6 protein-coding genes are annotated in these 5591 nt (G+C 67.3%); 3 read left to right on the forward strand and 3 right to left on the reverse strand.

What is annotated here, in order from left to right:
- The 3 genes from VL973_RS09590 to VL973_RS09600 form a co-directional block, all read right to left on the reverse strand.
- The coding region (locus VL973_RS09590; protein ID WP_325283801.1) for a phosphotransferase at positions 1-392 on the reverse strand (392 nt) is incomplete at its 3' end.
- Positions 389-832 carry a tRNA (adenosine(37)-N6)-threonylcarbamoyltransferase complex ATPase subunit type 1 TsaE gene (gene tsaE / locus VL973_RS09595; protein WP_325283802.1) on the reverse strand — a complete coding sequence of 148 codons (444 nt, stop codon included), beginning with the start codon at positions 830-832 and terminating at the stop codon, positions 389-391. The genes VL973_RS09590 and tsaE, both read right to left, overlap by 4 nt.
- Positions 832-3174 carry a sensor histidine kinase gene (locus tag VL973_RS09600; protein ID WP_325283797.1) on the reverse strand — a complete coding sequence of 781 codons (2343 nt, stop codon included), beginning with the start codon at positions 3172-3174 and terminating at the stop codon, positions 832-834. The genes tsaE and VL973_RS09600 overlap by 1 nt, the downstream gene beginning before the upstream one ends.
- 258 nt (positions 3175-3432) lie before the next feature.
- Between VL973_RS09600 and VL973_RS09605 the strand changes: the two genes are divergently transcribed.
- The 3 genes from VL973_RS09605 (at position 3433) to VL973_RS09615 (ending at position 5544) form a co-directional block, all read left to right on the forward strand.
- Positions 3433-4017: a CC0125/CC1285 family lipoprotein gene (locus VL973_RS09605; protein ID WP_325283798.1), complete on the forward strand. Its 585-nt coding sequence runs from the start codon at positions 3433-3435 to the stop codon at positions 4015-4017.
- A 174-nt stretch (positions 4018-4191) separates the two neighbouring features.
- Positions 4192-4704: a YbjN domain-containing protein gene (locus tag VL973_RS09610; RefSeq protein WP_325283799.1), complete on the forward strand. Its 513-nt coding sequence runs from the start codon at positions 4192-4194 to the stop codon at positions 4702-4704.
- A 234-nt stretch (positions 4705-4938) separates the two neighbouring features.
- Positions 4939-5544, forward strand: coding sequence for a hemerythrin domain-containing protein (locus VL973_RS09615; RefSeq protein WP_325283800.1), 606 nt, complete (start codon positions 4939-4941; stop codon positions 5542-5544).
- Positions 5545-5591 lie beyond the last annotated feature (47 nt).

Consider the following 5591-nt stretch of genomic DNA (forward strand, 5'->3'; position numbering starts at 1 on the left):
TAGGGGCGCAGGACCATGGGTTCGTGATCGTGCAGCCGGACCAGCAGGCGCACGGCTTCTTCATAAAGCCGCAATTCGCTTTCCGGCGCGGCATCCACCGTCTCACGCATCCGGGCGTTGCCGAAATCTTCGAGCAGCACCAGACCGTTGGACAGGTCCTCCCCCAATATCGCGGGCGCTGCAAAGCCGCGGTCGGTCAGCCACCGGGCAATCGACAGGAACGGGCGCGGGTCTTCATGCGGGGGGGGCGCGTCCATCAGGATCGCGGTGCGTCCCGGCGCGACCGCGCGGAAATATCGGCGAAACGATGCATCGCCCGCCAGCGGCTGAATGGCGGCGTCGTCCCAGCCAATGGCGGCGAGAAAGGGAAGCGCCGCTTCCGGCGGATTCATGTCAGGGGCCATCGGCCCTCCCATGCCGCCGGAACCTCAACTGTCAAGGCTCGCACGCCGTCTTCGGCGACCGACAGCGTCAGGCGCAGGGCGTCGTGAAACCAGCGCGCGGCGACCCGCTCCGGCCATTCGACCAGCAGCGCGCCGTCATGCCGCGCATCGTCGAGGCCCAGTTCGTAAAGCTCGTCCTCCGCCTCGATCCGATACAGGTCGACGTGCAGGACGGGCAGTGTCACCTCCGGCGGGGCATAGCTCTGGACGATCGCATAGCTGGGGCTGGGCGCTTCCCCCTCAAGCCCCAGTGCGGCCAGCAACCCGCGCGCCAGCGTCGTCTTGCCTGCGCCCAGCGGTCCCGACAGCGTGACGACATCACCCGCGCGCAGCACGCCCGCCAGCTTTTCGCCCAGCGCCATCATCGCGCGCTCGTCCGCCAGTCGCATCATCGGCGCGGCAGATCGATCGTGACCAGCGTCCCCTGCCCCGGTTCCGACACCAGCGCGATGGCGCCGCCATGCGCCTCCACCAGTTGCCGGGCCAGCGGCAGGCCAAGGCCCAGCGCCCGTTCACCCGCGCCCGCCACGCCCTGCCGCGCAAACCGGTCAAAGGCGTGGGCCTGTGCCTCCGCCGACATGCCGGGTCCATCGTCGGACACAACGATCCGCGCCCGGTCGCGCGTGCCGTCGACATGCAGCAGCACGCGTCCCCCCGCCGGGGTCGACACGATCGCGTGGCGCAGCACATGCTCGATCGCCTGCCGCAATCGCCGTGCCTCACCCTGCACCTGCCCGGCGCTGCCCTTCACTTCGGTGGCAAGTTCGATCGGCTTTTCGGCCGCCAGTGGCGCGATCGCCGCCGCCGCTGCTTCGGCGACGTCGCCCAGCGCCAGTGCGCTGCGGACGGGCGGCTGATCGGCCTGGGTCAGTTCCAGCACGTCATCGACCAGCGCGCCCAGCCGTTCGACCGATTCGAGGATCGCGTCGGTGTACCCGCGCCCCGCATCCGACAGCGCGCCAGCATAACCGCCGTGCAACATCTCGGCAAAGCCCTTGATCGAGGTCAGCGGGGTCCGCAATTCGTAGCTCATATTGGCGACAAAAGCGGTCTTGACCTTGTCGGCGGCCTCCAGCGCCTCGTTGCGGTCGCGCAGCGCCTGCTCGATGCGGCGGCTGTCGGAGATGTCGAGCATCGTGAACAGCGCGTTGCCGTCGGGCAACGGCACCGCGCCGAACTCGAAATGGCGCCCATCGGCAAAGGCGACGCGCCCGCCGCGCTGCAACCGCTCCGCCGTTGCCGATCGCACCAGTTCGGCCATCAGCGAAGCGCGCGCGGGGTTCGCCAGCCGCCCCGCCGCCGCCCGCGCCAGCGCGTCGACGCGCGGGTGCGCCTGAAGCATGGTGTCGTCGAATCCGAATACGCTGCGGAACTTGTTGTTCCAATGCTGCAACCGCCCGTCACCGGCGAACACGGCAATCGCCTCGAACAGATTTTCGATCGTTGCGGTGCGGACGCGCAGCAACGTGTCACGCGCGCTGGCCAACTGAATCTGTTCGGTGCGATCCTCGAAGATCAGCAGCAGGCCGCCATCGGGCAGTGGCTGTGCCACGACACGCAGATGCGTGCCCCCGGCCAGATGCCAGCTTTCCTCCAGCGATTCGTCGGCGGCGGTGAACCAGCCGCGCCGTTCGGCCTTCCATCCGGGGAAGTCGCGCACTTCGGGCAGCCGCCCGCCTTCGCGCATCCGTTCGAGCACGCGGTCGAACTCGGGCCGGTCGGCCAGCCATTCAGGGCGAATCGCGAACAGCCGCCGGAACGGCTGGTTGCAGAAAATCAGGCTGCGGTCCGGCGCGAATTGCGCCACCCCGGCCGAGATGCGGTCGAGCATCGCGCGCTGCGCCTCCCCGAACCGCTTGATGCCGGTGCGGGCCTGTTCCAGCTCTTCGATATCCACCGCAAAACCGGCAATGCCGCCATCGGCCAGCGGCACGTCATGGACACGCAGCATCCGGCGCTGACCGCCGATCGTGGCGGGCATCGCCGTGGTGCGCGGCGTGCCGTCGTCCAGCACCGCCAGCGCCTGTGCCGGCGGCGCGCCGGGGCCGCCCATTTCCACCAGTTCGAGCTGTCGGTTGACCACATCGTCGCCATCAGCCCCCTCGACCGCAACGACATAGGCCGAATTGACCAGTGCCAGCTTCAGGTCGGGGCCGCGATACCACATCGGCATCGGCGCTGCCTCGATCAGGCCTTTCAGCGCGCGATAGGCGTCGCGCAGCAACGCCGTCCGTTCGGTCAGGCGCGCGACTTCACCCTGGGTTTCGGTCGCGTCGAAGAACCAGATGATGACGCCGGGATCGCGCATCATCGCCACGGGCGCGCGGTCGCCGACGGCGAGCAACAGCCGCTCGCTGCCCGCCGCGCGCACCGGCAGGCGGAACGGGATCGCGGCCTTGCGCGCCGCGTCGATCGCCGCGGCCAGGCGGGCACCGTCGTCCGGCACCAGCCCGCCATCGCCCGTCGACAGCGCCGACAATTCGCGCGGGGCGGCGTTCAGGCCCAGCCATTCGAGCAACTGGCTGGACAATTCGATACGCCCGTCCCCGCGAACGACCATCGCGCGTGCGGGCGCGGACCGGACGAGCGCCCACAGCCGGGCATTGTCGTGTATCGACGCGCGTGCCCGCGCCTGCATGGCAAGGCCGGTGTAAAGCGCCCAGCCCGCCGCGCCGACAAGCAGCGCCAGCACCACGCCGGCACCCACGACGCTGCCCGTTTCCGCGATCATGCCCGATACCCGCGCGCTGGCGCGCCGGCCCGCCCCTGTTCCATGCCCCAGCCCTAGAGCGCGGCAGCAACATGGGAAAGGGGGCAGTTGCCCTCACCGCGCCCTCTTGAACGGCCCGGTGGCACTGGCCACCTCATTCAGCAACCGCTAATCGACAGTTGGGCACAGTCCATCGTGCGCGCGCAGGCGGAGCCAAGATCACGCCCTGCGCGTTTCAGAATGATAGGATGCCGTTCGCATCCGCACCCGGAGAGTTATATGTTCACGACCCACAAGCGCCGCATCGGACTGGTCCTTGCCGGTGCCATCGCGCTGTCGGCCTGTGCCACGCCAACCCCCTATCGCCCGGTCACGGGTCAGGGCAGCTATCGCACCGGCTATTTCGACGAACAGATCGAATCGGATCGCTTTCGCGTCGGTTTTTCGGGCAACAGCCTGACCTCACGCGAGACGGTGGAGCGTTATCTGCTGTTCCGCGCCGCCCAGTTGACGCTCGAACGCGGTTTCGACCATTTCACGCTGGTCGATCGTGACACCGAACGGCGCACCCGCACCCAGATCATCGACGATCCATGGGGCGGTCCTGGCTGGGGCGGCGGCTTTTACGGCGGATGGGGTCCGCGCTGGCGCTATTTCCGGCCCGGCTTCGGCTGGGGCGGATGGGGTGGCTGGGGCGGATGGGGATCGGGCATCACCGATGTCCGCCAAATCGACCGTTATGAGGCGCAGGCAGAGATCCTGACCGGGCGCGGACCAAAGCCGCGCGACGTGCGCGCCTTCAACGCACGCGAAGTCATCGAAAATCTGGGACCGAACATCCGGCTTCCGGAAGAACGCCGCTGACCGGCGACGGTTCGGACTGGCAAAATCGGGGGGCGTCCGCTATCGGACGCCCCTTTACATATGTGGCTGATAATCCATCCACAGTTTATCAACAGCTTTTCCCACGCTTTGCTTGCGCCGTCCGGTGTCGGGCGGCACGATGACGCCTGCGGCCATTTGCCGTAGTCAGGAATGATGACGATGCTCGACGAAGCCGAATATGACCGCGACGATGCGGCGCCGATCGACATGCTGGAAAATTACTTTGCAGCGCATGGTTGGACGCATGAGCGCGACGACGACGAAATCGTCGCCAAGGTCAAGGGAAGCTGGGCCGAATATGAATTGCGCGCGATCTGGCGGGCGGAGGACGGGGTGCTGCAATTCCTGGCGCTGCCCGACATCCGCGTCGCCGACGAACGCCGCGCGGCAATTTACGAAACGCTCGGCCTGGTGAACGAACAATTGTGGATCGGCCATTTCGAATTGTGGTCGTCCAGCGGCATCCTGCTGTATCGCCACGCCGCGATGATCGACGGCGACGAGGATGAGCCGGTAATGAGCCTCGACCGCGCCGAATTGCTGGTCGAAACCGCGATCGACGAATGCGAACGCTTCTATCCGGTGTTCCAGTTCGTGCTGTGGGGCGGCAAGTCCCCGCGTGAGGCCATCGCCGCCGCGCTGATCGAAACCCAGGGCGAGGCATGAGCACCGCTGCCCCCGCGGCGCGATCCTGCGCCGATGGGTCGCCAGCGGCATCGCCACCGAACGCGTGACGGTGATCGATCCCGGCGCGCTTTCGGTGCCGCCGGGGGTTCTGACCGAGACGCTCGACGCGGCGAGGCAGCGGAACGCCGAAATGGCGGCAGCGGCGCGCGCCTGAACGGAACGTCGCGCCCCTCCGATTGGTTATCGTCGCATCGACATGACTGGAGGTTCGCCATGACCACTGCAACGACGACGAAGCGCGATTCAGAGGGCCGGTTTACCAAATCCGCCACCAATCACGGCAATCTGGGCGTGATCGCGGGTGCCGCGACGGCCGGTGCCGCGATCGGGATGCTGGCGATGCTGGGCCGCAAGGCCGCCGTGCAGGCGCCAAGCGCGCTGGCGGGCGACTGGGCCGAAGCGCTGGCCGCCGAGCACAAGGCAGTGCTCAAGATCTTCGACGCGCTGGAAGCGACCGAAACGCGCAACACCACCAAGCGCGCAATCCTGCTCGCCCAGTTGAAGCACGCGCTGGCCAAGCATGATGTCGAGGAAGGCAATGTCATCTATCCGGCGCTGCGCGAGGCGGGCCGCAAGGACGAGGCCGACAAGCTCACCAAGGAGCATGGCTATATCAAGCAGTATCTCTACGAGCTTGAGAACATGCCCAAGGACAGCGAAGCGTTTGCCGGCAAGGTTCGCAAGTTCCGCGCGGATATCGAGGAGCATATGACCGAGGAGGAAACCACGCTCTTCCCGGCGCTGCGGGCACAATTGTCGGAGGAAAAAAACAAGGCGCTGACCGCCACCATGAACAAGGAAGGTTTCAAGGTCGCCTGATCGCGCTTGCACGGCGGGAGCGGCGACCGGCCGCTCCCGCCGGTCGC

Origin of the sequence: Sphingomonas sp., assembly GCF_035490575.1 — a bacterium.
Classification (GTDB): Bacteria; Pseudomonadota; Alphaproteobacteria; order Sphingomonadales; family Sphingomonadaceae; genus Sphingomonas.